The organism is Kribbella sp., from assembly GCF_035655035.1.
Classification (GTDB): Bacteria; Actinomycetota; Actinomycetes; order Propionibacteriales; family Kribbellaceae; genus Kribbella.
The window spans coordinates 1-2,965 of sequence record NZ_DASRVN010000204.1 but is presented as its reverse complement, the minus strand read 5'-3'; the positions used below and the strand labels follow the sequence as shown (position 1 = coordinate 2,965).

The following is a 2,965-nucleotide window of genomic DNA, read 5'->3' as shown; positions in this document are numbered from 1 at the left end:
ACAGGGCCACCCACCACGCCCAACGACCAGAAAACACCGCCAAAAACCCGATCCGAAACCGATCAGGCCAGCACGTCACCCCCGCGAAACATCCGGGCTAGCTGGCCTGACGTCGCGCAGTCCAGGGCAAACTCGCGGATCTCGCGTTCGGTGCCCAGCGAAAGCACGGCGGTTCGGACGCGCTTGAGGGTGCTCTCGTCGGTGACCGCGCGCACGTTGCCGAGGAACTTCTCCTCGATCTCGGCGTGGGTCAGCGGGCGTTCGCTGTGCCCGCGGTTGATCGCTTCACGGCGGGCGAGCTTACGGCCGTCGCGCAGGGCGATCTCGACCGCCGCCGAATATGCTTCCGGGAAACGACTTTCCGGGTCCTCGGCGATCTCAACCCGGTTCGCGATGGCGTGAATTGCCGTGTCGGTAAGAGATTCCTCGGTGAACTCGGCGAGGGTGAGCTGCCCGCGGTCCAGGCAGGCACCGACCACATACGGGAGACTGAACTTAGTACTGCAACGACACTTCGTAATGGCCGCGTCGTCGGTAGTGGCTGGCACGTGCTCGGGCTTGGCTGGTGCGTCGCCATCGTGACCAGTGCATCGCATGCTGGATTGTGTGGCGGATCGGTGCGGTGACGCGGTTGAGCAGTCTGCGGATTTCGTTGGAGGTGAGCGATATCAGACCGGGCATGGATCCCCCTTTTTCGCGTCGTCTCGTGTGAGGACGAGGAACGCCGCTGCGGCCATGGATAGAGTGATGTGCCGATACCATGCTTCGTATCGGCGGACCTGGTAGTGGTCGAGCCCTGTTTCGTTCTTCGCAGTTTGGAAACTTTCTTCGATTGCCCAGCGGCTTCCGGCGACGCGCACCAGTTCGTGGATGTCGGTATCGGCGGGGCCACAGCAAATATAGTAGGCGATCTCGGTGGGGTCGCTCACTGAGCGGCGGGCCAGCAGCCAGTGGCCGACTTCTTGTCGGCGCAGGGGTCGAATGTCGACTACCGCCCAATCGTAGATCCGTTGCCCGTGGGCGCCATTGCCACAGGACAGACGTTGCCAGGCGGTCGGTTCGACGTCCGCGATGACGACGCGAGCGCGTCGTTGCCGCAGATCCATGGAAATCACCATTTGGGACTTGGGTACTGCCAGCACATGTGCAATATCGTGCTCTTCCAGCCAGAGCCGTAGCCGCCCGACCTGCCCATAGGCTTCATCGGCGGTGAACCATGCAAACGGGATTCTCGCGGCGAGCGCGCGTTCCACCATCAGTTGTGCCAGTTCGGGCTTGGTCGCGAATCCGACGTCGTCCGGAATACCGGCCGCAGCGCACCTTCCCCGATCCGCGATCCACTCTTTCGGCAGGTACAACTCGCGATCGATCAAAGCCCGCCCCCGATCCGAGGCGTACGCCAAGAACACGCCGATCTGCGAATTCTCGATTCGCCCGGCCGTGCCCGAATACTGGCGCGCCACGCCGGCGGATTTCGTGCCCTTCTTCACGAATCCGGTCTCGTCGGCGATCAACACGCCGCGTTCGGCGTCCCCGAGCACGTCGACCACCGCAGTGCGCACATCATCACGCATGCCCTCGGCGTCCCAGGCATAGAAGTTCAGCAGCCGCTGCATGCCCTGCGGACCCGTCTCGCCCGCCATCTCTGCCAGGGTCCAGCCGTTCTTGCGCTCGGCTTCCGCCAGTAGTCCCCGCAGGTAGGAAACCATTTGCCGCCGCGGCTCCACCCGGGAAAACCGCGTCCCGAACTGCCCCGCGAACGCAGCGAAACGCGCCGACCAGTCCGTCACCATCTCCAGCACACAAGATCAACTACACGACCGTCGAACCAGAGCCTAGCCGACACGCCGGTCAACCCATAACGAAGTGTCGTTGCAGTACTAAGCACGAACGAGTACAAGATCACGTCCATGAAGAAGGCGGCTCGCGAGCTGCTGGCACATTCGCACCCACGGCGCGTCCCGGTCGGGTCCTTGACAAATCCACAGTGGTTTCACTGTTCCGGGCCGGGAAGGTTGCTGGGTGGTGCGGCTGCGAGCAGCAGGCGGTACAGGTCGTCCATCGCTGTCGGGTAGTGGCCGGCCGAGCAGCGAACGCCGGCACCCATGTCACCTTGCGTGGAAGTCGGAGTCCGCCGCGAGGTCGCTGCCCGAGCCGATGCCCTGCTGATCCGCGACCAGCGCTGCGCGTCGGTCGCGCGGGTCCTCGTAACGGCGGTGAACGGCGGCGACGAGCACGTCCAGTTGCCGCTTCAGCGGTGGGTGCCGCTCCGGTGGTGCGACCGTCAGGAGGTCCTCCAGTGCGGCGCGTAACCGGCGCGATGCCTGGGGGGAGGCGGCTCCGGCGAGGCAGAGCTCGTCGAACGCGAGCCGGACGTAGCCCTCCCAGCTGAAGGTGCGCTCGATGAGCCGGAGCTCGCCGCCGGCGTCGTAGTGCCGGCCGGAGGGGAAGTCGCGGATGGCGAGCTGCCGCAGGCAGTCGTGCAGGCGGTCGATCACCATCACGGCGGTGGTCGGGTCGGTGAACGGTTGGGCGAGACCACGCTCGGCGATGTCGACCAGCTTGCGGAAGCCGTACGCCGGGTCATCGCCGTGGGTCCGCTCCGCGGCGAGGACGACGAGCCGTGCGACGTGGGCGTGGTCGAGACGGATAGGGTCGCCGTGCACGCGGAACAGCGGCGCGCCTGCCGGTACGAAGTCGCCCATCAGGGGGACCATCTCCACCGCGCAGCCGGCCTTGGACGCCGCTGCGATCAGCGCGGGATGATCCAGGTCGATCACGAGTCCCGCTTCCGGCGAGACCACGACATCGGGCCGGGCGAGCGGTGGCCCCGCGGCGGGGTACTTGCGGTTCAGCTCCTCGTTCAGATGGTCCCCGACCAGGTCGATCAGGCCCGCGGCGCGCAGCGCGTTCCCCGAGTGGTGGATGTAGAGGAACAACGTGGCGATGCTGGCCAGCATCAGCA

Annotated in this window: 3 protein-coding genes; all 3 read right to left on the bottom strand. The window is 65.7% G+C overall.

Annotated elements, in window-relative coordinates:
- Positions 1-62: 62 nt before the first annotated feature.
- Positions 63-596 (bottom strand): hypothetical protein, encoded by a 534-nt coding sequence (locus tag VFF46_RS11985; RefSeq protein ID WP_325037166.1) that lies wholly within the window; start codon positions 594-596, stop codon positions 63-65.
- Positions 597-668: 72 nt separating this feature from the next.
- A complete protein-coding gene (locus VFF46_RS11980; protein WP_414673058.1) occupies positions 669-1,793 on the bottom strand; it encodes an IS701 family transposase in 1,125 nt (374 codons plus the stop codon).
- A gap of 315 nt (positions 1,794-2,108) precedes the next feature.
- The coding region (locus tag VFF46_RS11975) for a DUF2254 family protein (protein ID WP_325037164.1) at positions 2,109-2,965 on the bottom strand (857 nt) is incomplete at its 5' end.